Source organism: Pseudomonas sp. Irchel s3b5, assembly GCF_900187435.1.
In the GTDB taxonomy this organism is placed as follows: Bacteria; Pseudomonadota; Gammaproteobacteria; order Pseudomonadales; family Pseudomonadaceae; genus Aquipseudomonas.
Genome location: NZ_FYDY01000001.1, coordinates 267,652 through 291,704 on the forward strand (window position 1 = coordinate 267,652; position 24,053 = coordinate 291,704).

16 protein-coding genes and 2 pseudogenes are annotated in these 24,053 nt (G+C 60.5%); 10 read left to right on the forward strand and 8 right to left on the reverse strand.

Annotation, left to right across the window (positions count from 1 at the left end; all coding sequences use genetic code 11):
- Window positions 1-359 precede the first annotated feature (359 nt).
- Together ilvD and CKW15_RS01170 are read left to right on the forward strand one after the other, a co-directional pair.
- On the forward strand, window positions 360-2,042 hold the full coding sequence (ilvD, locus tag CKW15_RS01165; RefSeq protein WP_095151335.1) for a dihydroxy-acid dehydratase: 1,683 nt from the start codon (window positions 360-362) through the stop codon (window positions 2,040-2,042).
- A 153-nt stretch (window positions 2,043-2,195) separates the two neighbouring features.
- Complete coding sequence (locus CKW15_RS01170; RefSeq protein WP_095057726.1) at window positions 2,196-2,627, forward strand: nuclear transport factor 2 family protein; 432 nt, start codon at window positions 2,196-2,198, stop codon at window positions 2,625-2,627.
- A gap of 229 nt (window positions 2,628-2,856) precedes the next feature.
- Here the strand turns inward: CKW15_RS01170 and CKW15_RS01175 are convergent, their stop codons facing one another.
- Genes CKW15_RS01175 through CKW15_RS01185 form a run of 3 tightly spaced genes read right to left on the reverse strand, consistent with a single transcriptional unit; the run spans window position 2,857 to window position 5,833 of the window.
- The gene (locus CKW15_RS01175) at window positions 2,857-4,365 is read right to left on the reverse strand and encodes a tripartite tricarboxylate transporter permease (protein ID WP_095057725.1); all 1,509 of its coding nucleotides are present in this window, start codon (window positions 4,363-4,365) and stop codon (window positions 2,857-2,859) included.
- Between the two features lie 15 nt (window positions 4,366-4,380).
- Window positions 4,381-4,866 (reverse strand): tripartite tricarboxylate transporter TctB family protein, encoded by a 486-nt coding sequence (locus CKW15_RS01180; RefSeq protein ID WP_095151336.1) that lies wholly within the window; start codon window positions 4,864-4,866, stop codon window positions 4,381-4,383.
- Between the two features lies 1 nt (window position 4,867).
- Window positions 4,868-5,833 carry a tripartite tricarboxylate transporter substrate binding protein gene (locus CKW15_RS01185; protein WP_095151337.1) on the reverse strand — a complete coding sequence of 322 codons (966 nt, stop codon included), beginning with the start codon at window positions 5,831-5,833 and terminating at the stop codon, window positions 4,868-4,870.
- A 295-nt stretch (window positions 5,834-6,128) separates the two neighbouring features.
- Between CKW15_RS01185 and CKW15_RS01190 the strand changes: the two genes are divergently transcribed.
- Entirely contained in the window at window positions 6,129-8,513 is a 2,385-nt protein-coding gene (locus CKW15_RS01190) for a DUF3772 domain-containing protein (RefSeq protein WP_095151338.1), read from the forward strand.
- A gap of 95 nt (window positions 8,514-8,608) precedes the next feature.
- Here the strand turns inward: CKW15_RS01190 and CKW15_RS01195 are convergent, their stop codons facing one another.
- From CKW15_RS01195 to feaR, 4 genes are all read right to left on the reverse strand, one after another.
- Window positions 8,609-10,099, reverse strand: a complete 1,491-nt coding sequence (locus CKW15_RS01195) for an aldehyde dehydrogenase family protein (protein ID WP_095151339.1) — start codon at window positions 10,097-10,099, stop codon at window positions 8,609-8,611.
- 113 nt (window positions 10,100-10,212) lie between these two features.
- Entirely contained in the window at window positions 10,213-10,602 is a 390-nt protein-coding gene (locus CKW15_RS01200; RefSeq protein WP_095057720.1) for a cytochrome c family protein, read from the reverse strand.
- A 218-nt stretch (window positions 10,603-10,820) separates the two neighbouring features.
- Window positions 10,821-11,072: a hypothetical protein gene (locus tag CKW15_RS01205; protein ID WP_095151464.1), complete on the reverse strand. Its 252-nt coding sequence runs from the start codon at window positions 11,070-11,072 to the stop codon at window positions 10,821-10,823.
- A gap of 505 nt (window positions 11,073-11,577) precedes the next feature.
- Window positions 11,578-12,486 (reverse strand): transcriptional regulator FeaR, encoded by a 909-nt coding sequence (feaR, locus tag CKW15_RS01210; RefSeq protein WP_095151340.1) that lies wholly within the window; start codon window positions 12,484-12,486, stop codon window positions 11,578-11,580.
- A 281-nt stretch (window positions 12,487-12,767) separates the two neighbouring features.
- Here feaR and CKW15_RS01215 point away from each other — a divergent pair, with 281 nt between their 5' ends.
- The 6 genes and pseudogenes from CKW15_RS01215 (at window position 12,768) to CKW15_RS01235 (ending at window position 21,357) form a co-directional block, all read left to right on the forward strand.
- Window positions 12,768-14,090, forward strand: a complete 1,323-nt coding sequence (locus CKW15_RS01215; protein ID WP_095151341.1) for a hypothetical protein — start codon at window positions 12,768-12,770, stop codon at window positions 14,088-14,090.
- 272 nt (window positions 14,091-14,362) lie between these two features.
- Window positions 14,363-15,412: pseudogene (locus CKW15_RS28985) on the forward strand (HAMP domain-containing protein); the annotation flags it as partial.
- Window positions 15,413-15,673: 261 nt separating this feature from the next.
- Window positions 15,674-16,270, forward strand: a pseudogene (locus CKW15_RS28990) (methyl-accepting chemotaxis protein); the annotation flags it as partial.
- Window positions 16,271-17,744: 1,474 nt separating this feature from the next.
- Window positions 17,745-19,058: an amino acid permease gene (locus CKW15_RS01225; RefSeq protein ID WP_095151342.1), complete on the forward strand. Its 1,314-nt coding sequence runs from the start codon at window positions 17,745-17,747 to the stop codon at window positions 19,056-19,058.
- On the forward strand, window positions 19,051-20,331 hold the full coding sequence (locus tag CKW15_RS01230; RefSeq protein ID WP_095151343.1) for an aspartate aminotransferase family protein: 1,281 nt from the start codon (window positions 19,051-19,053) through the stop codon (window positions 20,329-20,331). Before CKW15_RS01225 ends, CKW15_RS01230 begins: the two co-directional genes overlap by 8 nt.
- Before the next feature lie 9 nt (window positions 20,332-20,340).
- On the forward strand, window positions 20,341-21,357 hold the full coding sequence (locus tag CKW15_RS01235; protein WP_095151344.1) for a phosphotransferase enzyme family protein: 1,017 nt from the start codon (window positions 20,341-20,343) through the stop codon (window positions 21,355-21,357).
- Window positions 21,358-21,461: 104 nt separating this feature from the next.
- Here the strand turns inward: CKW15_RS01235 and CKW15_RS01240 are convergent, their stop codons facing one another.
- Complete coding sequence (locus CKW15_RS01240; protein ID WP_095057714.1) at window positions 21,462-22,544, reverse strand: sigma-54-dependent Fis family transcriptional regulator; 1,083 nt, start codon at window positions 22,542-22,544, stop codon at window positions 21,462-21,464.
- A gap of 434 nt (window positions 22,545-22,978) precedes the next feature.
- Here CKW15_RS01240 and CKW15_RS01245 point away from each other — a divergent pair, with 434 nt between their 5' ends.
- Complete coding sequence (locus CKW15_RS01245; protein ID WP_095151345.1) at window positions 22,979-24,052, forward strand: ABC transporter substrate-binding protein; 1,074 nt, start codon at window positions 22,979-22,981, stop codon at window positions 24,050-24,052.
- The last annotated feature ends 1 nt before the right edge of the window (window position 24,053 follow it).

The window sequence follows — 24,053 nt, forward strand, 5'->3', positions numbered from 1 at the left end:
GGGCACACAAGGCCGACGAACCGCATCGACCCCAATTTATATGTCCCTTCTGAACTGACTTTTTATCTTTATTGGCTTCAGCTGCTTGAGCGACAGTGATTCCGTCGGCACGCCTCAAGGACATGCAAACTGAATAGGTCAAACCAAGTTGGCGCGAAGAATATCACGTCAGGGCTTACCCGCGCGTCTGTTCCCGACTTGTAGGAGCCGGCTTGCCGGCGATGGCGGTCTTGGGCCTTGCATCGATCGTTCGGGCGCCATCGCTGGCAAGCCAGCTCCTATGGGTGAACGCCTGCGGGTAGCCGCGTAGGGGCGACTATACTCATCGGGTTTCCCTGGTGAAGCTTTGAGGAGTTGTCATGAGCGACAAAGACGATCTGCGCAAGTATTCCTCCCAGGTCATCGACGGCATCGAAGCCGCCCCCGCACGCGCCATGCTCCGCGCCGTGGGCTTCACCGATGAAGACTTCAAGAAGCCGCAGATCGGCATTGCCTCGACCTGGGCGATGGTCACGCCCTGCAACATGCACATCGACAAACTGGCGATCGAGGCGGAAAAAGGCGCGAACGCGGCGGGTGCAAAAGGGGTGATTTTCAACACCATCACCATTTCCGACGGTATCGCCAACGGCACCGAAGGCATGAAGTATTCGCTGGTGTCCCGCGAGGTGATTGCCGACTCCATCGAAGTGGTGGTCGGCTGCGAAGGCTTCGATGGGCTGGTCACCGTCGGCGGTTGCGACAAGAACATGCCGGGCTGCCTGATCGGCATGGCGCGGCTGAACCGTCCTTCGATCTTTGTGTACGGTGGCACCATTCGACCGGGTGCCGGCCACACCGACATCATTTCCGTGTTCGAAGCCGTGGGCCAACATGCGCGTGGCGACATCAGCGAAATCCAGGTCAAGCAGATCGAGGAAGTGGCGATCCCCGGCCCCGGTTCCTGCGGCGGCATGTACACCGCCAACACCATGGCGTCGGCCATCGAGGCGCTGGGCATGAGCCTGCCCGGCTCCAGTTCCCAGGACGCCATCGGCGGCGACAAGGCTTCGGACAGTTTTCGCGCCGGCCAACAGGTCATGGAACTGCTCAAGCTGGACCTCAAGCCACGCGACATCATGACCCGCAAAGCCTTCGAGAATGCCATCCGCGTGGTCATCGCCCTCGCCGGCTCGACCAACGCCGTGCTGCACCTGTTGGCCATGGCCAATGCGGTGGACGTCGAGTTGACGCTGGATGATTTCGTCGAGTTGGGCAAGGTTTCCCCGGTGGTCGCCGACCTGCGCCCCAGCGGGAAATACATGATGAGCGAACTGGTCGCCATCGGCGGCATTCAACCGTTGATGAAGCGCATGCTGGCCGCCGGGATGTTGCATGGCGATGTGTTGACCGTCACCGGCAAGACCCTCGCGCAAAACCTGGAAAACGTGGCCGACTACCCCGAAGGCCAGGACGTGATCCTGCCCTTCGACCGGCCGATCAAAAAGGATTCGCACCTGGTGGTGCTGCACGGCAACCTCTCGCCCACCGGCGCCGTGGCCAAGATCACCGGCAAGGAAGGCCTGCGCTTCGAAGGCACGGCTCGGGTGTACCACGGTGAAGAAGGCGCGCTGGCGGGCATTCTCAACGGTGAAGTGCAGCCCGGCGAAGTCATCGTGATTCGCTACGAAGGGCCCAAGGGCGGGCCCGGCATGCGCGAGATGCTGTCGCCGACCTCGGCGGTCATGGGCAAGGGCTTGGGCAAGGAAGTGGCGTTGATTACCGACGGGCGCTTTTCCGGCGGTTCACACGGGTTTGTGGTCGGGCACATCACCCCGGAGGCCTTTGAGGGCGGGCCGATTGCGCTGGTGGAGAATGGCGACAGGATCACCATCGATGCCGAAACCCGGCAGATCACGGTCGATGTGTCCGACGCTGAACTGGCCGAGCGCAAATCGCGCTGGGTTCGGCCGGAGTCGAAGTACAAACGCGGGGTGTTGGCCAAGTATGCGAAGACTGTTTCCAGTGCTTCAGAGGGGGCGGTGACGGACAAGTATCTTTAGGGGCTTGATCCAGCGTTGCTTGAGCTATTGCCATCGCGAGAGCAATCAGCGTTGCCAGTTGGCTTTTTTCCTTCACTCCATGCTAGGTTGTACGATGACTGACGAATTTGCACTCAGTCATTGCTAACCCCCTACAAAAACAAGGAAACGAAGATGAAAAAAACAACACTGCTGATCGGTTTTCTGTGCCTGTTCAGTGGCTACGTCGCCGCCTCCACACCGGCCGCAGACCAGGACGTGGCACAAGCGGTCGACCATCTGACCCAGGCCATGCTGCACAAGGACATTGCCGAACTGAACGCCCTGACCGCGCAAAACCTGACTTATGGGCACTCCAGCGGCAAGGTCCAGGACAAGAAGGCATTCATCGCCGACATCGAATCCGGCAAAAGCGCCTTCAAGACGCTGGAGATGCAGAACCAGACCATCACGCTCTCGGGTGACGTCGCGCTGGTTCGCCACCACTTCTCCGCACAAGCCATCAAAGGCACCGACGTGGTACCGACCGAAATCGAAAACTTCCAGATCTGGCAGAAGCAGGACGGCAAATGGCTGTTGGTGGGACGTCAGGCGTTCAAGTTCTGATGCCTGAGTAGATTCACCCCTGCCTAAAAGGCGACGCCAACCTGTGGCGAGGGGGTGGCGATGACCGACATGACCCTGGCCGGCGAATCGATGACCCTGTGGTGATGATGGCATTCGACCGCATGCCCCTGTAGGAGCAAGCTTGCTCGCGATGGCGGTGTGTCATTCAGCGGATTTGCCGGCTGTTAGTCCATCGCGAGTAAACTCGCTCCTACAGGCATCTGCCGGTTCAATCATCCTCATGCAACTTGATTCCCCGCTTATGCAATACATAGGGCACCAGTAGCACCAGCAACGTCAGCCCCAGGAAAAACGCCGAGATCGGTTGCGTCAGGAATATCGTCCAGTCGCCCTCGCTGATCGACAACGCGTTACGCAGTTGCTTCTCGGCCATTGGCCCGAGCAGCATGCCGACGATCACTGGCGCAACCGGGAAGTCGAAACGGCGCATCAGCACCCCACCCCAGCCAATCCCCAGCATCAGCAACAAATCGAAGGAAGAGTGGCGCATGCCGTACACGCCGATGGTGGCGAATACCAGAATCCCGGCATTGAGGTACGGCCGGGGGATTTGCAGCAACTTGACCCACAGCCCCACCAACGGCAGGTTCAGCACCAGCAGGATGAGGTTGCCGATGTACAGCGAGGCCACCAGGGTCCAGACCAGATCGGCAGACGTTTCGAACAGCATCGGCCCCGGTTGCAGGTTGTAGTTCTGGAACGCCGCCAACAGGATCGCCGCCGTGGCAGACGTCGGAATGCCCAGGGTCAGCAACGGCACCAACGATCCCGTCGCGCTGGCGTTGTTCGCCGCTTCCGGGCCGGCGACGCCTTCGATGGCGCCCTCGCCTTTGTTGGCGGAAAACTCCTTGGGATACTTGCTGAGTTTGCGTTCGGTGGAGTACGACAGAAACGTCGGAATCTCCGCGCCACCGGCCGGAATCGAACCGAACGGAAAACCGATCAGCGTGCCCCGCAGCCATGCCGGCACCGAGCGTTTCCAGTCAGCGCGGGTCATCCATAACGAGGTCAGGCGGTGCCGGCCTTCATTTGACTCCGTCTGATAAAGCAGGTTGTACAACGCCTCGCCGACGGCAAACAAACCCACCGCCACCAGCACCACTTCGATGCCGTCGACCAGTTCGGGAACCCCGAGGGTGTAGCGGGCAATGCCCGAGGTCGAGTCCAACCCGATCAGGCCGATGGTCAGCCCGATACCCAGCGAGGCGAAGCCGCGCAGCATGGAGGCGCCGAGCACCGCCGACACGGTGGTGAACGACAACACCAGAATCGCGAAATACTCCGTCGGGCCAAAGTTCAGCGCCAACTTGGCCACGACCGGTGCGAACAGCGTCAGTAAAATCGTCGCGATGGTGCCGGCCACAAACGAGCCAATTGCAGCCGTGGCCAACGCGGGGCCGGCGCGCCCGTTGCGGGCCATCAGGTTGCCTTCCAGCGCCGTGACCATGGACGACGATTCGCCGGGCGTGTTGAGCAGAATCGAAGTAGTCGAGCCCCCGAACTGCGCGCCGTAATAGATACCGGCAAACATGATCAAGGCGCCGGTGGGGTCAACCTTGGCGGTGATCGGCAGCAACAACGCCACCGTCAGTGCCGGGCCGATACCGGGTAACACGCCAATGGCCGTGCCGAGCAGACAGCCGATGAAGCCCCACATCAGATTGATCGGCGTCAGCGCCGCCGAAAACCCCATCGCCAGGCTTGCAAGAATGTCCACGGTGTAAGCCTCCGTTCAGATCCAGGCGTTGATCAGCGGCGGCAGGGACACGCCGAGCCCGGCGTTGAACAGCCAGTAGATCGGCAGCGTCAAGGCGATGCCGATGGCCAGGTCCCGCAACGGGTGACGGCTGCCAAAACCCCGTGCTGCACAGACAAACAGCAACCCGGCGGACAATACGAAGCCGATGAAATTGATCAGCACTGCCACGCCGACAAGTCCCGCCGTCACCCAGGCGGCACCGGTTTTCCCGCCCGGTACCGTCGCGGTTTCGGTGTTGTCCAACTCGCGGAATCCACCGGTCACCGCCTGATAACCCAGCAACACGCCGACCCCGCCGAGAAAACCCGCCACCGCATAGGGATAGACGTAGGCCGGGAGGATGACGAAGCCCATTTCCGGCGGAAAGCGAAACGCGCCCACTGCGAGCACGATGCTGATGGCGATCAGGCCGATGCCGATCGCCAACTGTGCTGGTACGACGCTGCGCATTCCGGCCATTTCAAAGCAGCCCGACCTTGACCAGCATGGCGCGCAACCGCACGTGCTCTTCTTCGACGAACTTGCCGAAGTCATCACCGATCAGCACGCTCGGCGTCCACGCGTTGGTCTGGAGGTTGTCCTGCCAGACTTTGGCCTTGCTGGCCGCCACCACCGCATCGGTGACTTCTTTACGCTGCTCGGGCGTGAGACCCGCCGCACCGTAGACACCGCGCCAGTTGCCGATGATCACGTCGTAACCGCTTTCCTTGAGCGTCGGTGCATCAATCCCGGGCACCCGTTCCGGCGCGCCGATGGCCAGCACGCGGAATTGTCCGGCCTTGATGTATTGGCCCAACTCGGCATAGCCGCCAGTGATCACTTTGAGTTGGCCGCCCAACGCCTGGGCAACCACTTCACCGCCCCCGCCGAACGCCACGTAGTTGACCTTGTTGACCGGGACCTCCAGTTTGCCCGCCAGCTCGGCGATGCCGATGTGGTCAATCGAGCCCTTGGAGCCACCGCCCCAGGTAATGCTCGTCGGTTTTTCCTTGAAGGCCTTGATCAAGTCGTCGAGGGTCTTGAATTCCGATTCCTTGCGCACCGCGATCACGTTGTACTCGGTGAACAACCGGGCAATCGGCGTCACGTCCTTCAAGGTGATGGGCGGTTTGTTCTGTTCGATGCCCGCAACCATGATCGCGCCCACCACCAGCAGCGCATTCGGGTCGCCCTTGGTGCTGTTGGCAAACTGCGCCAGGCCCAATGTCCCGCCGGCGCCGCCCTTGTTTTCGAAGGTCACGGATTTCGCGACGTTGGCTTCAACCAACGCCTTGCCCAACACCCGGGCGGTCTGGTCATAACCGCCGCCGACCGAGCCCGGGGCCATGAACTTGACCGTATCGAGCGCCAGGGCTGGCGTGATGAGTACGGCAGTGGTGACGCCGACGGCCACTAACTGACTGAATCGACGAAATAAAACGGACATGGGTTGTTCTCCCGAATGAATTGTTTTTATAGGTGCCGTTTGTCCATCGAGCGCAAGCCTCTGCGGCGCTTTTGAACATGGGCCTGCGGACAAGCGTAGGTCATGGCGCCAGTGACTGCCTGCTCTGCCCAGCACGGGTCACAGCCGGATACATTCTTTTGAGACGAGTGCGCACAATGCTGACTGACCATCTTGCGCTTCATCGCTCGAAGCTCCTTCAGCCAAAAAAACCTCGACCGTGCGTGTCTTGACCTAACCTCATAGGTTTAGTGGCCCACACCCATCGAGCTAGCCTATGTGCAATGCGTTGAAATCGCTGATGTTCGTCGTGTTCGTGGTTTTCGGGCTGAGCAGCCCAATGCTGTTGGCGACGCCCCTGCTCGACGCACCTGCCGACCGTTTGACCCCGCCCTCCATCAGCCTTTCCGACAGCGAACTGCTGACACTGCAAAACCAGCTCGACAATCTCAAGCAGCAGGTTTCCAAGGCCGCCAACTACACCCAGCTTGAAGGCTCGCAAAATGTGGTGCAGGCGTTGATTCAGGAATTGGATCGCCTGACGACAGCGCTGCTGCCCGAACAGGCGCAACTGCAAGCCCAACTCAATGTGCTGGGTCCGGTGGCGACCGACGAAGGTGGGCTGGTGACATCCGCCATGGCGTCCCAAAGAGCGGCGCTGAGCGAACAAAAGAATAAGGTCGATGGTCAGCTCAAAACCCTGGCGGCGCTGAAACTAAGTGCCAGCGAACTCATCACCCAGATTGCCGGGTTCCGCCGCAGTCTGCTGGAAACTGAGGTGACCCAACAGACCAGCAGCATTCTGAGTCCACGGTTCTGGTCACCCTTGTTTGATCTGCCGCAGGACGACCGCCAGCGGTTCATCGCCCTCATCCAGCAACTCAAGACCACGCACGAGGCGGCCTGGCAACCCGGCCAGCGCTTGATCACGGCCGGCCTGCTCCTGCTGGCGCTGGTCATATGGACCGTGGGGCGCAGACTCGCCGATCGGGCGCTGACCTGGTTGTGCATTCATCGCATGCCGGAAGGCCGATTGCGCCGCAGCTCTCTGGCCCTGGCTTCCGTCATAGCTACCCTGTTGACCGCGGGGTTAGCCCTGGAACTGGTGCATTTTGCCGGCACCCGCCAGTTGCCTTTCACCCCGCTGATTGCCGATCTGGCCGAATACCTGGAAAAACTGGCCTATACCTGTGTGCTGATCACCGGTTTGAGCCGTGCCCTGCTGTCGACGCAACATCCCACTTGGCGCCTGCCCGCCATTGCCGATTCCGTGGCACTGGAGATCGAGCCCTACCCCCAAATACTGGCCGCCCTGTTGCTGGTGATGGTGACGCTGGTGCAGATGGGCAATGTCACCGGCATGAGTTCCGAGATCGTGCTGTTTGGCCGGGGCATCGTGGCATTGGTGGTAACACTGGTGATCGGTTCCCTGCTGCTGCACGTCAGCAAGATCCGCCGAACGCTCGCAGCGGCCGGTGAGGCGCCGGAAGCTTTCACGACGTTCGCCGGGCTGATTTACGCCTTTGCTGGCATTTCCGTGGTGGTTTCCCTGTTCGCCCTGTTGATTGGCTACGTGACAATGGCCAGGTTCATCACCTACGAATTGGTGTGGATCTACATCATTTCAGCCGGTTTCTACATGCTCACCCAGGTGTTCACGGACACCTGCGAATACGTTTTTTCCCCCAAACAGCCCACGGGCAAAGCCATCAAACAACTTCTGGGCATCGGCAATCCACGCCTGGAGCAAATCTGCACCGTGCTGTCCGGCGTCGGCCGCGCCGCGTTGATGCTGATTGCGATCATTGCGCTGTTTGTCGGCGGTGTCGGTACGACACTCAGCCAACTGGTGACCAACACTTTTTCCATCCTCGGCGGTGAAGGGCTGCGCAAGCTCAACATCGTCCCGGACAACCTGCTGCATGCCTTTCTCGCCCTGGTCATCGGCATCTACCTGATTCGCTCGTTACGCCGCTGGCTCGACAACGAGTTCCTGCCGAAAACCGAAATGGACCCCGGCATGTGCGCGTCACTGAGCACGCTGTTCGCCAACCTCGGCTATGCCTCCGTGGTGCTGCTGACGCTGTCGTCGCTGGGGATCAAGTGGACCAACCTGGCGTGGATCGTCAGTGCCTTGTCGGTGGGCATCGGCTTCGGCCTGCAAGAGATCGTCAAGAACTTCATCTCCGGCCTGATCCTGTTGACCGAGCGCCCGGTCAAAGTCGGCGACCTGATCAGCATCAGCGGCGTCGAGGGCGACATCCGCCGAATCAACGTACGCGCCACGGAAATCCAGCTCGCCGACCGCTCGATCGTGATCGTGCCCAACTCGCAGCTGATTTCGCAGAACTTGCGCAACGTCACGCTGGGCGGCAGCGCCCAAGGTGTGGCGACACTGGAATTGATGTTCCCGCTGGGCATCGACCCGGAGCAAGTGCGCAGCCTGCTGCTGGACACCTACACCGAACACGAATCCATCCTGGAAAAACCGGCGGCGTTCGTGCGCTTCAGCCAGCTCAAGCCTGAAGGCATCACGTTGACCATCACCGGTTACGTCGCCAGCCCGCGCATGGTCGGTGCGATCAAGAGCGAGCTGCTGTTTGAAATTCTCAAGCGGCTGGGCGCCGCCGGGATCGAACTGGCGAAACCGCCAGCGGCGTGACGCACATCCGGTAGGAGCTGCCGAAGGCTGCGATCTTTTGACCTTGATGTTAAAAGATCGCCGCCTCGTTGCACTCGACAGCGCCTACAGGTTTATCAATGGGCGATACACACCGACTTCAGCTCGGTGTAAGCCTCGATCACCGCACGACCGAACTCGCGGCCCATGCCCGATTGCTTGACGCCGCCGAATGGCATGGCCGGGTCGAGCAGTACGTGGGCGTTGACCCAGACCGTACCGGCTTCGATGCGCGGCACCAGGTTCATGGCTTTGCCCAGGTCGTTGGTCCACAGGCTGGCGGCCAGACCGTAGCGGTTATCGTTGGCCAGGGCGATGACGGCATCTTCGTCGTCGAAAGGCATCACGCCCAGCACCGGACCGAACACTTCTTCGCGGGCCACGGCCATGCTGTGGTCGATGTCGGCCAGAATGGTCGGCTGCACAAAGAAGCCATCGCCTTCCAGCAATTCGCCACCGGTGACCACGCGCGCACCTTCCTGGCGGGCCAGTTCGATGTGCTTGAGCACGCTTTGTTGTTGCTTGCGCGACACCAACGGGTTGATCGCGGCTTCGCAGTTCATGCCGTCGCCGATCGGCATCGACGAAACAGCCGCCGCCAAGGCTTCAACGAATTGGTCGTGGATCGAGCGGTGCACGTAGAAACGCGAGGCCGCCGCGCACACCTGGCCGTTGTTCAGCAGACCGCCAAGGATCGCGCCTTGGACGGCTTTTTCGATGTCGGCATCGGCGAGCACGATCATCGGGTTCTTGCCGCCCAGTTCCAGGGAGAAGCGCGTCATGTTCGCCATGCACGCCACGCCAACGCTTTTGCCCACGGCGGTGGAACCGGTGAACGACACTTTGCTCACCAGCGGGTGCGCAGTCAGCACACCACCGACCGAAGCACCGCCACCGGTGACGACGTTGAACACGCCTGTCGGAATGCCGGCTTCCAGGGCCAGTTCGGCCAGGCGCATCGCGGTCAGCGGGGTTTCCATTGCGGGTTTGATGATCACGGTGCAACCGGTGGCCAGTGCCGGCATCAGTTTCCAGGCCGCAATCAGCAACGGGAAGTTCCACGGCACAATGCCGACCACCACACCCACTGGCTCACGCTTGGTGAACGCGGTGAACTTGGCACCCGGTGGCAGCGGGATCGACACGTCGAAGGTCTGGCCTTCGATCTTGGTCGCCCAACCGGACATGTAGCGCATGAATTCCACGGTGGCGTTCAGGTCCAGCGCACGGGCCATGTTGATCGACTTGCCCTGGCTCAGGGTTTCCAGCTGGGCCAGTTCTTCGGCGTGCTCTTCGACCAGACGGGTGAAGTTCAGCAGGATGCGCTCACGATCTGCCGGACGCAGGCTCGACCACACACCGGATTTGAACGCCTTGTGCGACGACTGCACGGCACGCTCGACAATCTCCAGCGGTGCGTCGAGGGTTTCGCACAGGGTTTTCCCGGTGGCCGGGTTGACCACGGCGATACGGTCGCCTTCGGCAAGTACCCACTGCCCGTCGATGAAGCAGCCATGCTCGCGTTCGAGGAATGCAGCAACCTGCGGCAGAATTTCAACGTTGCTCATGAATCACCTTTCGTTCAAATGTAGGAGCCGGCTTGCCGGCGAAAGCGTCTTGACGGACGGTGCAAGCCAGCGCCTACAGGGGGTGGTTGGTTGTCAGTCGGTAATCCGGCTGATCAGTGTTGTTCTTTGAGGAAGCACACGACCGCCTGGCGATCGTCGGCGGACGCCAGGCCCATGTACGGCATGTAAGTGCCGGGCACGAAGGCCTGGGGTTGGGTGATCAGTTGCGCAATGTTCTCGGCCTGCCAGCTGACGTCTTTGTCACGCATGGCCTGTGAGTAGCTGAAACCCTCCAGCGAACCCGACTTGCGCCCGTAAACACCCGACAGGTTCGGCCCCATCATGCCCATCGTGCCCTTGGCCACCGCGTGGCAGACGCCGCATTCATTAGCGAACACTTCAGCGCCACGGCGCGTGTCCGGCACACACTCGGCAGCAACGACCGCTTGGGCCAGAGTGAAGGACAGCAAACCAACCAAAGACAAACGCAACGAGGTGAACATAGGAAACGACCTTGAAAATCCACGCACCCGCCAGCAGACGAGCGCCAACACTAAAAATGCCGAGGCAACGGTGCTTCGGCAGGTTGGTAAGGATTGTCGGTGGTCGACGCCACGCAGGTTTTGCCCTGCGTGCCAGTTGTGTTGGCGGTTGTGCCAGATTGCGGCCGCCCTGCCGGACGGTGACCTTTAATGGACCTAGCGCAAGGCAGCGGTTGTCCTCAGTATTTTAGTTCCAGAATGTCGTAGTCCGCTTCTGGCTTTAAGCCATGTTCTGACAACACCTCATCAAGTTCATCCACCGGCATATTTTTATAGCGATTCAACTTGGCCAGTGCTCTTAGCAATGGAGGCGACCGATTTATCGACCTGCCACCCTTAGAAGTTTCTGAACTACCAGAATCAAAATCAAGTATTTCGTAGCCAGGCATATTTAACATTAGGAAGTCCCTTTGCAGGGTCGGGTAGAGCATCCAGGCCGCCCCCTCCCCGATCTGCAATTTCGCTTTGCGCTTTTGAGAGTGCGGCTATGCACAGTAATGAGCCATGTTCAAGCTCATCGTCAAAACAAGGAACACTTCGAAAATATTCGCATTTCATTATTGAGTACTCGCCGATTAGAGGAAGCACCACTCGAATCAAGTGACACGCCTACATCTAATAACTTCAGAAGAAGTATGCAAGAGAATATTTTTTTGCGCGTAGGCACTTTCACTCAACAACAAAAGACACCTCCCACAAGATTTCAGGAAAGACATTTCGCCCAACAACACAAACTTAAAACAGCATCAGCGATGGTTTTTTTCAAGACATTGAAAACAGGTGTCAAAGTTGACTACCCACTGAAACACAGCGAACGATGCTGACCGTCATCCATCTGTAGGACGAAGCAGGAAACGTCCGATTTTTCAGAGAATTTATTTTTTGTGCTCTTTCATCTTTTTTTGCCATTGCTTTGAAAAAGCCTGACCGGATAAGTCAGCTCGCATACCGCTTGCGATACTCACCCGGCGAAACGCCAAACCGCGCCTTGAACGCCGTGGAGAAATAGCTCGAATCGTTGAAGCCCCACTCATAGCCCAGCGCACACAGCTTGCCCTCGCCCCGGGCATGGCGCAGTTGTTCGGCACAGAGGTCGAGACGGCGGTTTTTCACGTATTGCGCGACCACCAGGCCGTGTCGGGAAAACAGCCGATACAAACCGCGCACGGAGACGCCAACCTGCGTCGCCAGCCATTCCGGGCACAGTGCTTCGTCACCGATATGCTCATCAATAAAGCGTAACGCCTTGCGGAAGGTGCGTGCCTGGGGAGAATCGTCCACGTTGCTCGCGCCCATTGCCGGACGCAGCAGGCTGATCACGGCGTCCAGCGTCGCTTCGCTTTCGGCATGGCTAAGGCGCTGTTCCGTTGAGCTGAGGATCAGGCGCTTGGCGAGCCCGGCCATCGGGGCCGAGGCCGGTATGCGCTGCGCCGGTTTCACCGTGGTAAAGCGCAACTGCTGCTCCACCCGCTCGCGCGGCAGGATCAATGACAGTTGGCGGGCGTTGTTGCGGTAGACGAAGTTGCTCGGACGGGTCGAATCGATCAGTGTGATATCCCCCGGCATCAGAGTGATGCAACTGCCCTGCTGCTCCATGACCGCTTCGCCGGCAAGTTGGAACGCTGCGTAATAATGCGCGCCCTCGCCCTGATCGATCTCGTGCTGAGTGCGGAATAATTGAGCCTGGGACACGTCGACGAAACTCATCTTCAGTTCACCGCTGCGGTACTCATCGATCGAACCCGCGAACTGCGGGCCCAACAGATTGGCACTGAAACACCCGCAAACCTGGTTGACCTTGTCGAGCCACTGATCAAAGCGCTCGACCTGTTGTGCATTGCTCATCACAGCCTCATCCATCGCATTATTCGCTGCGAGGCGCCCTGCACGTTTCGTTCCCGCCCTGCTCCGCCCGCAAACTTCAAGGCCTCCAGACAAAAGCGTGCGCGATAACCGCGCAACGCCCCAAACGGCGCACCAAAACCTGACGACATGGCAACGCGCCATGCAATCTGGCATGCACAACCAACTAATTGGCAAACAGGGAAAAGGCCAAATAAAAGTCGCGCCGTAGTATCCGGACAGACCGCAAACCTGCGCTCAAGAACAAGAACGGATGCCACACCATGCTCAAGTCCCCCTTGCTTCGTCTCTCGACGCTCGCGCTGATGATCAGTGCCGGCAATGCCGGCGCGTATGAACTCTATGCCGATGACGACAGCCACCTGAACGCTACCCTCGAAGCCGTGTTCGGCATTTTCCACAGCCAGGAAAACTACGCCCTGTCCGGTCGCCTCAGCGAAGGTTCATCGTCGTGGCGCGAGGGCTACATCAAATACGGCTTGAGCTTCGATCAAGGCCTGGGCGGTGTGGGTACCGCGTACGGCGCGGCGAACATGCTCAGTTCCGGCACCTGGGGCGACGGCGATGCCGCCGGCTTCACCGATGGCTCGGAACGCACCACCAAGTTCGAAGACGCTTACCTCGGCTGGCGCTCGGCGGATCTGTTCGGCGCATTGGGCAGTGACGGCATCGATGTGTCCTTCGGCCGCCAGAACATTGTGGTCGGCGACGGCTTCCTGATCGATGGCGACGCACTGAACCTGGGTAACGGCCTGGCCGACGGCGAATTCAACCGTGGCGGCGCCTACTACCTGGCGGCGCGCAAGGCGTTCGACGAAACGGCTATGCTGCGTATCGGCGGCAAGGAAGGCTGGCGCAGTGACCTGATGTGGCTCAAGTCCAACAACCGTGGCCAGGCCATGACCGAAATGTACGTCGGCACCCTGGAGCACGTGGCCGAGGCCGGCACCGTTGGCCTGACCTACGTCGACACCACCGATGTCGATGAACAATACGCCTCGCCAATCCAGCTCGAACGCGACGGCATGAAGACCTACAGCCTGCGTGCGGCGGGCAACGCCGGGGTGAAGGACCTGTTCTTGTCTGGTGAATACGCCAAGCAGGACAAACCTCACACCGCCACCGAAGACGCCTGGTACCTGGAAGCGGGCTGGACCTTCTCCGACGCAGTCTGGACACCGAGCGCCAGCTACCGCTACAGCCGTTTCTCGGAAGGCTATGACACCTTGTTCTACGGTTTCAGCCGTGGCTACGGCACCTGGTTCCAGGGTGAAGTGGCGGGTAACTATGCCGGACCGTTCAACAGCAACTCGCGCATCCAGAACGTCACGTTGAAAGTCGCACCGCTGGAAAACCTGAGCGTTGGCGCGATGTACTTCAACTTCGACACCATCGACCGCAACCTCGGCAACACCGATGGCCACGAAGTCGACCTGTACGCCGAATGGCACGTCAACGACCACCTGACCGTGATGCCGCTGGTGGGTATCTACCAAGCGGACAAGAGCGCTGAAAACGGTGGGACCCAACTGGGTAACAACGACCAGAACGTCTACGCCCAGGTGGTGTTCGCTACCGGTTTCTAATCTCGGCCGTGGGCAGTGGCCACGCCATTGCCCACGTGGAAAAAGGTATTTCCATGCACAAAACCTTCCTGACGATCCAGAGCAAGATCGCCCTGCTCGCCGGACTCTGCCTGCTGTTGGTCGTGGGCTTGCTGATGGGGTTGTCGCTGTATCAAACCCACAAAAGCAGCCAGCAAGTGGCCGAGGCCAGCAGCGACATGCTCGCCAGCGCTGCCAAGGAACACATGCAGGCCCTCGGCACGGTCCAGGCCATGCAAGTGCAGCGCACCTTCATGCAGACCCACGAATACGGCCAGGGCTTATCGCGCTATTTGCTGTACCTGCGACAACTGCAACACCAGGGCAGTCTGACCCGTCAACAATTGCGCCAGGAGCTGAGCACCCAGCTTCATCAGGCACTCATCGACAAGCCCGACCTGCTCGGGCTTTATGTCATTTTCGAACCCGATGGACTGGACGGCGCCGACGCCGGTTTCGTCAATCAAGCCGCGTTGGGCAGCAACGAAACCGGTCGCTTCGCCCTGTATTGGGTGCAAAGCAAACCCGGCGAACTGCAAGCGGTCATCGGCGACGAAGGCCTGCTCGCCAACACCGAGCCGGGGCCGAGCGGCGCACCGTACAACGCCTTCTACACCTGCGCCCGCGACACCCGCCAGGCCTGTGTGCTGGAGCCGTATTTCGATGAAGCCTCGGGCAGCCGCAAACTGGTGACCAGCGTGGCGTTCCCGCTGCTGGAAAACGGCAACGTCATCGCCGTGGTCGGGCTCGACATCAACCTCGCCGCCCTGCAACAGAACAGCGAAGCCAGCGCCCGCGACCTGTTTGATGGCAACGGTCAGATCAGCATCGTCAGCCCGCACGGGGTGATTTCCGCCGATAGCCAGGACGTCGCTCGCCTCGGTCAGCCGATGGACAATGCCGAGGTCATGGACAGCCTGCGCCAAGGGCAGGCCAAGGTGTTTGTCGATGCGCAGCACATTAAAGTCCTCGAACCGCTGGCGCCGATTGCCGGGGCCGCACCGTGGGGCGTTTTGGTGGGTGTGCCGCAGAGTGTGTTGCTGGCACCGGTCACCACCTTGCAAAAAGAACTCGACGCCCAGGGCGTGCAAAGCACCGCGCTGGAACTGCTGCTCGGTGGTGGCTCGGCCCTGCTCGGTCTGCTGTTGATCTGGTACACGGCGCTGCGCATTACCCGGCCGCTGCAGATGCTGACCAAGGTCATGGAAGATATTTCCCTCGGCGAAGGCGATTTGACCCGGCGCCTGCAAGTGCAATCGCGGGATGAAATCGGTCAGCTGGCCACAGCCTTCAATCGCTTTGTCGAACGCATTCACCACTCGATGCGCGAAGTCGCTTCAGCGGCTGTAGGCGTCAATGAAGGCGCCCGCCGTGTGTTGGTGGCGTCGAACTCGTCGCTGAGCAATTTCGACGATCAATCCACCCGTACCCACAGCGTGGCTGCGGCCATCAACCAATTGGGCGCCGCCGCCCAGGAGATTGCCCATAACGCGTCCGATGCTTCGCAGCAGGCGTCGTCCGCACGGCAACAAGCCGAGGATGGTCGTCAGGTCGTGCAGCGCACGATTGAGGTAATGAGCGAGCTGTCGGGCAAGATCAGTGCGTCGTGCGCCAACATCGAAGTGCTCAACGACAAGACCGTGAACATCGGGCAGATCCTTGAGGTGATCAAGGGCATCTCGCAGCAGACCAATTTGCTGGCGCTCAATGCCGCGATTGAAGCGGCGCGAGCCGGTGAAGCGGGCCGTGGGTTTGCCGTGGTCGCAGACGAAGTGCGCAGCCTGGCCGGCCGCACCCAGACCTCGGCGCTGGAGATCCAGCAGATGATCGAGGAGCTGCAAGTGGGCGCACGGGATTCAGTCACCACCATGACCGAAAGCCAGCAGCACAGCGAAGAAAGCGTCACCATCGCCAACCTCGCCGGCACCCGCCTGGGCAGCGTGACCCAACGCATCGGCCAGATCGACAACGTCAACCAGTCTGTCGCGACGGCCACCGAGGAACAGACCGCGGTGGTCGAGGCGTTGAATATCGATATCACCCAGATCAACACCCTGAACCAGCAAGGGGTGGAGAACCTGCAAGCGACATTGCGTGCTTGTACCGAGCTGGAGCAACAGGCTGGACGGTTGAATCAGTTGGTGGGGAGTTTTCGGATCTGAGATTAGCGTTGCCTGACCCGACGCCATCGCCAGCAAGCCAGCTCCTACGAGGATCTGCAGTGCACACAAAATCCATGTACGCCAAAAATCCCTTGTAGGAGCTGGCTTGCCAGCGATAGCGGTGTGTCATCCAACACCTCGGGTAACTGACCCGACGCCTTCGCCAGCAAGCCGGCTCCTACGAGGATCTGCAGCGCACACAAAATCTATGTACGCCAAAAATCCCTTGTAGGAGCTGGCTTGCCGGCGATAGCAGTGCGTCATTCAACACCTCGGGCGACTGACCCGACGCCTTCGCCAGCAAGCCGGCTCCTACGAGGATCTGCAGTGCACACAAAATCCATGTACGCCAAAAATCCCTTGTAGGAGCTGGCTTGCCAGCGAAAGCGGTGTGTCATCCAACACCTCGGGTAACTGACCCGACGCCTTCGCCAGCAAGCCGGCTCCTACGAGGATCTGCAGTGCACACAAAATCCGTGTACGCCAAAAATCCCTTGTAGGAGCTGGCTTGCCAGCGAAAGCGGTGTGTCATCCAACACCTCGGGTAACTGACCCGACGCCAGCCAGCAAGCCGGCTCCTACGAGGATCTGCAGCGCACACAAAATCCATGTACGCCAAAAATCCCTTGTAGGAGCTGGCTTGCCAGCGAAAGCGGTGTGTCATCCAACACCTCGGGTAACTGACCCGACGCCTTCGCCAGCAAGCCGGCTCCTACGAGGATCTGCAGTGCACACAAAATCCGTGTACGCCAAAAATCCCTTGTAGGAGCTGGCTTGCCAGCGAAAGCGGTGTGTCATCCAACACCTCGGGTAACTGACCCGACGCCTTCGCCAGCAAGCCGGCTCCTACGAGGATATGCAGTGCACACAAAATCCATGTACGCCAAAAATCCCTTGTAGGAGCTGGCTTGCCAGCGATAGCAGTGCGTCATTCAACACCTCGGGCGACTGACCCGACGCCATCGCCAGCAAGCCGGCTCCTACGAGGATATGCAGTGCACACAAAATCCATGTACGCCAAAAATCCCTTGTAGGAGCTGGCTTGCCGGCGATAGCAGTGCGTCATTCAACACCTCGGGCGACTGACCCGACGCCATCGCCAGCAAGCCGGCTCCTACGAGGATCTGCAGTGCACACAAAATCCATGTACGCCAAAAATCCCTTGTAGGAGCTGGCTTGCCGGCGATAGCAGTGTGTCATTCAACACTTCGGGTGGCTGACCCGACGCATTCGCCAGCAAGCCGGCTCCTACGAGGATCTGCAGTGCACACAAAATCCGTGTACGTCACCTAAAATCTGGCACCCACAACCAACCACATGGCATGCGCGCAAACATGCCGCTGCGCACCTCGGGCGTAGTATCGAAGCCGACCTCAGGGCCTACCTGCTTCTGGGTTGCCTTGCCAGATAACGCTCAAACCCCTCCATTTCTCACTAAAACAATAAATCGACCTTCGGGTCGCGGGAGACTTCTGTGCTTAAGAAAAGTGCGCTGGGCTGGCCAAAGATCGCCGGCCTCGGAATTGCGTTGGTGGTGGCCGGGCAGTTTTCCGGTTGGAACTTCGGGCTGATGGCCGGTGGCTGGCTGAATATGCTGATCGCCACGCTGTTGATGGCCCTGCTCTGCGGCGGGCTGGCGTTGTGCGTGGCGGAACTGTCCACCGCACTGCCCAGCGCTGGCGGCGTCTTCGTCTATGCGCAAAGAGCCTTCGGGCCGTTCGTGGGTTATCTGGTCGGCGTGGCGTGCGCGCTGGCCCTGACCATCGGCACTGGCGCGGCGGCAACTTTCATCTGCGCCTACACCGAGTCGATTTTCGGCCTCGGCGGCTGGCCGGTGAAGATCGCCCTGTTCGCGGTGATCATCGGCATCCACATGCGCGGCGTCGGCGAGGCCATGGGCCTGACCTTTATTGCCGGCGTGATTGCGGTCGTTGCACTGCTCACGTTTGGCGTAGCCATGGCGCCCCATGTCGAATTGACCCATTTGCTGACATTGCCCGCCAACGTCGCCACACCGGTCAGCCTCGGCGGCATCTTCGCTTGTGTGCCGTTCGCCATCTGGCTGTTCATCACCGTCGAACAAACCGGTTCGGCAGCCGAGGAAGCACACAACCCCGGCCGCACCATGCCACGCGGCATTCTGGCGGCCATCGGCACGTTGCTGGTGACCGCACTGGTGGTACTGGTCTGCGCACCGGGCGCGGGGGGTGTTGAACTGGTCGGTTCAGCGGGTGATCCGCTGTACGCCGCGATGTCCAGCAACAGTGCCTTCGGTGAAGGTTCGTGGCTGGCCAAGGTGATTGGCTGCGGCGCGGTGTTCGGCCTGATCGCGACCTTCTTCTCGCTGGTCTACGCCGCTTCCCGCCAGCTGTTTGCCATGGCCCGCGATGGCTTGTTCCCGCAATGGCTGGGCAAGACTGGCAAGCGCGGCACGCCCTACCCGGCGCTGTTGCTGATCGGCGTGATCGGCCTGCCGCTGTCAGAAGTCGACCCGGCCACTGTGATGCTCGCAGTCGTGCTGCTGCTCAACGTTTGCTACCTGTTCATCTTCGGCGCGTACCTGCACATCAAACGCAACCAACCGGCGCTGCCACGGCCATTCACCCTGGTCGGCGGCAAACTGGTTGCCTGGCTAGGCCTGGCTTTGACGCTGGTGGTGATCGCCGCCTGCTTCCAGCTCGACATGCTGATGCTGATCGCCCTCGCGGTGACCTTCACCCTGTGCATCTTCAACTACCTGCTGCGCAACCGTCGCACCACCTCCATCGAGGTTCCAGACCATGCCTGAAGACACTCTCCTGCAACGCCGCCATCGCGTGCTCGGCAGCGCTTCGCCACTGTTCTACGATAAACCTCTGCACCTGGTGCGCGGCGAAGGCGTCTGGCTGTTCGACGTCGACGGCCGCCGCTACCTCGACGTCTACAACAACGTGCCCTGCGTCGGTCACTGCAACCCCCACGTGACCGAGGCCATGCACCGCCAGGCCACCACGTTGAACATCCACACTCGCTACCTGGATGAGCAAGTGGTGCGCTATGCCGAGCGCTTGACCGCGACGTTCGCAGCGCCGCTGGACACCGCGATGTTCACTTGCACCGGCAGCGAAGCCAACGAACTGGCGCTGCGCCTGGCGCGGTTCGCCAGTGGCGGCACCGGGATCATCGTCAGCGACTACAACTACCACGGCAACTCGGCGTCGCTGGCCGAAGTCACCACTGCCCTGCCCTCGCCGGAACCGTTTGCCGCCCATGCTCGCGCGGTGCCGATTCCATGCCTGTACCACGCACCGGCCGGCACCACGGAAGCGCAACTGGCCGAGGAATATGCCGCGAATATCGCGGCGGCCATTGCGTCGATGCAGGCCCAGGGCATTCGCCCCGCCGCGTTGCTGATCGACACCCTGTTCGCCAACGAAGGCCTGCCACGGGTACCGACCAGTTTCGTCAACAAAGCCGCGGCGTTGATCCGCGCCGCTGGTGGTTTGTTCATTGCCGACGAAGTGCAGTCCGGTTTCGGTCGTACCGGCGATCACCTGTGGGGCCACCAGGCCCATGGCGTGGTGCCGGACATCGTCACCCTCGGCAAACCGATGGGTAACGGTTATCCGCTGGCCGGGTTGATCACCCACAAGGCGCTGGTCGAGTCGTTCGGCCGCCATGCCATGTACTTCAACACCTTTGGCGGCTCGCCGGTCGCGGCAGCGGTCGGCATGGCCGTGCTGGATGTGATTGAACAGCAGCAGCTGCTGCAAAACGCGCAAAACGTCGGCGCTTATGTGCAACAACGCCTGCAAGTGCTGGCGGGCAAGCACTCGATCATCGGCGACGTGCGGGGCAAGGGCCTGTTCTTCGCCATGGAACTGGTACGCGACCACGCCAGCAAGGAGCCGGCCGGGCTGGAGGCGCGCAAAGTCGTCAACGACATGCGCGAAAACGGCGTGCTGATCAGCAAGATCGGCGCCGGCGACAACATTCTCAAGCTGCGTCCGCCGCTGGTGTTCAGCCGCGACAACGCCGACCTGTTCGTTGAAACGCTGGACAACGCGCTCAGCGCGATTTGAGGCCCTGCCATGACTGAGTTCAACACCCTGCCCCACGACCAACAAGTCGCCCGCCTGCACGACCTGGCACGCCATGCCTTGCTGCAATGGGAAGGCGATTTCGCTGACCTGGAGCTGGTGAAATTCCGCGAAAACGCGGTGTTCTCCGCCCGCCGCCACGACGGCCAGCGCGTGGCCCTGCGTATTCATCGAAACGGTTATCACTGCGAGGCTGCATTGCGTTCCGAGCTGCAATGGATGGAGGCGCTGGGCTCGGCCGGCATTACCGTGCCGCAGATCATCCGCGCGCAGAATCAACGCCACCTGATCGAAGTCACCCACCAGGCCATCGGCGAAGCGCGGCACATCGACATGCTCGCCTGGCTACCGGGCGCGACGGCCGGCACTTCCGAGGCCGGGGTGCAGGCCGGTACCGAAATCGATTTCCTGTTCAACGAGGCCGGGGCGATTGCTGCGCGCATTCACCTGCATTCGGCGCAGTGGCAGCAGCCGGACGATTTTGTCCGGCACGCCTGGGATGAAGAAGGCTTGATCGGCGCCACCCCATTCTGGGGACGGTTCTGGGAACTGGAACAGCTCAGTGACGAGCAACGCGACTTGCTGCAACAGGCCCGGCGCACGGCGCGCAAGGACTTGCGCCAATACGGTCGGCACCTGGGCAACTTCGGCATGATTCACGCCGACCTGGTGCCGGAAAACCTGCTGATCGAAGGTCCGCAACTGCGCCTGATCGACTTCGACGATGCCGGATTTGGCTGGCACATGTTCGAACTGGCCACGGCATTGTACTTCTGCCTGGATGATCCGCGTTTTGAGCAGATGAAGGCCGCGTTGCTGGACGGTTACCACGCGGTCAAGCCGCTGACCGAGGCCGATCGCAAGACCCTGGCACTGTTCCTGATGCTGCGCGGCACCACGTATCTGGGCTGGATTCACACCCGCCAGGGCACGCCGACAGCGATTGAATTGGCACCGATGCTGATTGAGCGCGCGTGCGTGCTGGCGCGGGAGTATTTACAGATTTGATGTACCGCCATCGCGAGCAGGCTCACTCCTGCAGAACACAGCCGCCCCCCCTGTAGGAGTGAGCCTGCTCGCGATGGGGCCATCAAACCCACCTTCGGTCCAGCTCAAGACGCCCCCACCGCCAGCGGCTTGTTCAACTCCCCGATCTTCTCCAGCCGCGCCCGAACGATGTTGCGGCTGATGTTCAGCAACCGCCCGGTCTGCAACTGGTTGCCATGGCAGAACCGGTAGGCGGCGCGAAAAATGGTCTCCTCGATGTGTTCGTAAAGGTCTGGAATGTTCTGTTCAAACAGCGCATTGAGTGCCGCTTCCAGATCCACTGGCCCGGCAATCGCAGGGCTTGTCTGTACTGATTGCTCCTGCTCATGACGGATGCCCGAAGAGCGCATGTCCACCAGGTGCAGATCAGCCGGCGCGACGCGTTGATTGCGGCACACGAGCAAGGCATGGTGAATGGAATTTTCCAGTTCACGGATGTTGCCCGGCCAGCTGTGTTCCAGCAGCTTGCGCTCCGCTTCTTCACTCAATGTGGCGCGGTTATAGCCCAGTCGCTGGCAATGCTCTTCAAGGAAAAACTCGGCCAGTGGCAGGATATCGCCCGGTCGCTCGCGCAAGGGTGGCAGGCGGATCGTGGCGACGTGCAGTCGGTAGAACAGGTCCTCGCGAAAATGCCCGGCAACCACCGCATCCGCCAGGTTCACGTTGGTCGCGGCCACCAGTCGAACGTTGATTGGAATCGGCGTGCGCGAACCCAGGCGCACGACTTCACGCTCCTGTAGAACGCGCAATAATTTCACCTGCATGTTCAGCGGTAGATCACCGATTTCATCGAGAAACAACGTGCCGCCATTGGCCGCTTCGAACCACCCGGCCTTGGTCGTGGTAGCGCCGGTAAACGCACCTTTTTCATGGCCGAACAGTTCGCTCTCCACCAGGGTTTCGGCGAAGGCGCCGCAGTTGACGGCAACGAAAGGCTCTCGTCCCCTGCGACTCAAATGGTGGATGTGCCGCGCGACCAACTCCTTGCCGGTGCCGGTCTCGCCGATGATCAGCGTATTGGCTTCACTCGGGGCCAGGCGCTCGATACGACTGAGCAGTTCCTGTGAGCGCGGGTCCTTGAACACCAGAACGGTGGCCCGCACCGACTTGGTCAATTCACGGGCATTTGGATGAGTGATCAGCGACATGGTGCATTCCTGGCAGTAAAAGCGCGTGCTTAATATTGCATGAAGATTGTTAGACTAAATAATTATTAATTATTCTTTATATATTCCATTGGGAAATATAAAGCAAAACTGCTAGTGCCTTGTTGCTGGAGCAGCAATTTGCCCCCATTGCCTTGCTTGCAGATCAACACCCTGCGCACGGCCCCGCCACCGGCCGGCGCGCCACACGCCCCGCCCTGCAAGGCCTGCAGCGGTTTTTTCGCGCAGTGGCATGCAATCTGCTCTCTCCCCTCCCAACACAACACATTCTTTGCAGGAGCTGGCTTGCCGGCGATAGCGCTCAGACCGGCAACACACGGCTCAACGGCCCCATCGCCGGCAAGCCGGCTCCTACAGGAGCGTGTTTAGGGGAACGCGGATGTGATGACTTTGGAAATCGAATCGGGGACATTTCAATGAAAAAATTCTGGCGCAACAGCCTGGTCGCCTTGACCGGGATTCTGCTCACGGCCACTGCACTTGCCGAACAGGCACCCGCCTCGGTAAAGATCGCCATCGTCGCGTACACCCAGGGGGGTAAACCGGTGTTCGGTGGTATCGCCGGGCGCGTAATCGAAGATGGCTGGCTTGAGCAGCAACTGAATCAGCGCGGGGTCAAACTTGACTGGATCGCCCTGCCCCACGCTGGCGCCGGCCCGCAGATCAACGAAGGCTTCAGCAACAACAGCATCGACTTCGCGGTGCGCGGCGACTTGCCTTCGGTCATTGCCGGTGCTGGTGGCGTGCCGGGCAAGCTGATCGTCCCGGGTGGCAGCGGCAACAATATCTACCTGGTAGTACCGGCAGGTTCCACCGCCAAGAGCATTGAGGACCTCAAAGGCAAGCGCCTGGCTCTGCATCGCGGGCGCCCTTGGGAGTTCGCCTTCAGCAACTTCCTCGCCAGCAAAGGCTTGAAGCTCGAAGATTTCAAAATCGCCAACCTCAACCCGCAAGTCGGCGCGGCCGCCGTGTCCGCGGGCAAGGTCGACGCTGCGGTGCTGCTCAGCGAGGCCTATGCGCTGGAAGATAAAGGCGTAGGCAAGATCATCTGGTCAACCAAACAAGGCGCAAACGACTGGCGCCTGATCTCCGACCTGTGGGGCACCGACCTCTTTGTCGCGCAGCATCCGGACATCACGCAGCTGCTGGCCACCGCCTGGGTCAAGGCCGCCTGGTGGATTTCCCAGGAGCAGAATCAGGACGCCTACTACCAACTCTCCTCCCGCGCCGGCACCGCCGAAAGCGTGCTGCGCCGCGATGACCAAAACGATCCCGTGGCCTGGAAAGAGCGCTGGGCACCGAAAAGCGACCTGCAACTCAAGGCGCACTACCAGGCACTGACCGAGTACGCGCTGGCCAATCACCTGATCCGCGACAACTACGACATCACCCCATCGTTGGCCACCGGCTTCACCCGCCAGGCGCTGATCGACCTGAAGCTCACCGACTACTGGCCGGCCCTGCGTGGCCAGGTCAGCAACAATCCATGAA